This window comes from Paenibacillus sp. Dod16 (genome assembly GCF_049893405.1).
In the GTDB taxonomy this organism is placed as follows: domain Bacteria; phylum Bacillota; class Bacilli; order Paenibacillales; family Paenibacillaceae; genus Paenibacillus_AQ.
On sequence record NZ_JBNDYG010000121.1, the window covers coordinates 1 to 1,360 of the forward strand.

At 47.7% G+C, this 1,360-nt stretch carries 1 protein-coding gene; it reads right to left on the reverse strand.

The window, feature by feature from the left end:
- Positions 1–66: 66 nt before the first annotated feature.
- Positions 67–1,287: an IS256 family transposase gene (locus ACPV3A_RS37655; RefSeq protein WP_206100169.1), complete on the reverse strand. Its 1,221-nt coding sequence runs from the start codon at positions 1,285–1,287 to the stop codon at positions 67–69.
- Positions 1,288–1,360: the final 73 nt, after the last annotated feature.

The following is a 1,360-nucleotide window of genomic DNA, read 5'->3' on the forward strand; positions in this document are numbered from 1 at the left end:
GGGTCTGTCAATAATTTTGTGTAAACTCTTTTAAGCACAGATTCCCCCGAGGGGGAAGTCGCGAATCTAACGCAAGTGTTGACCGACCCGGTCTGGGAAAAATACCGAAAGCTGGAGCAGCATTTGGCCCCAGTTTTGGACACGTCCAGTCCATTTTCGAGTGACATCGACGGTGGCCAGATAGAGCATTTTTAGCAGAGCTTCATCGGTAGGAAAGATGCTCTTTCCTTTGGTTACTTTACGAAGCTGACGGTGGTAACTCTCAATCATATTGGTGGTGTAAATCAGTTTACGTATCTCAGGCGGGTACTTGAAAAAAGTAGCAAGTTCGTCCCAATTCGTCCGCCACGAACGGATAATGAGGGGATATTTCGCCCCCCAGACTTCCTCAAAACGGTCGAGTTCAAGCAAGGCACCTTCCTCGGTAGCTGCCTTGTATATAGGCTTTAAGTCGGCGGTCACCTTCTTAATATCCTTGTAAGACACGTACCGTGTAGAGCTGCGGATTTGGTGAATAATACACTTCTGGATTTCAGTTTGGGGATAGCAGGCCGCAATCGCTTGAGAGAACCCGGACAGGTTATCCACGCAGATAATGAGAATGTCCCCCACTCCACGATTCTTGAGTTCATTCAGCACGCTGAGCCAGAACTTGGAGGACTCGTTCTCACCAATCCACATGCCCAGCACGTCTTTGTTTCCGTCCAGATCAATGCCAATGACCATGTAGGCAGCCTTGTTGATAATGGCCCCGTCTTGCTTGACTTTGAAGTGGATCGCATCCAGATAGACAACAGCGTAAACGCCTTGCAGAGGCCGATTCTGCCATTCTTTAATGAGAGGAACAATCTTATTTGTGACATTGGAAATGAGCGTAGGCGACACCTCAATGCCATACATCTGCCCCAGGTGATCCTGAATTTCTCGGGTACTAATCCCTTTGGCGTACAGAGCGATGATTTGCTCTTCGATGCCGGTTACGTTCGACTGATGCTTCTTGACGACAAGTGGCTCAAACTCACCCAGACGGTCACGAGGGATAGCGATTTCCTGTTCCCCGTACTCACTGACAACCGTTTTACGGCTCTTTCCGTTACGGCTGTTTGGCGTGAGCTTCGCCTTCACTTCATGCTTTCCGTAGCCTAAATGAGTGTCCATTTCGGCTTCCAGCATCTCCTGAATCGTCTCCGCAAATAGCTCTTTTAGAGCATTCTGCGCATCCTGTGCGCTTACCAAGTTGTTTTCCTTAATAAATTCCCGTAACTGTTGTTTTGTCCAAAGTCCCATGTGTTCTCCCCAACCTTTCTCTTACTTCCATTTTAATGGGTTTGAGAGTTTACACAATATATTTTACAGACTC

Bases quoted from the DNA above. Each gene is read 5' to 3' on its own strand.
- ACPV3A_RS37655 (WP_206100169.1), bottom strand. From the start codon at position 1,287: ATGGGACTTTGGACAAAACAACAGTTACGGGAATTTATTAAGGAAAAC.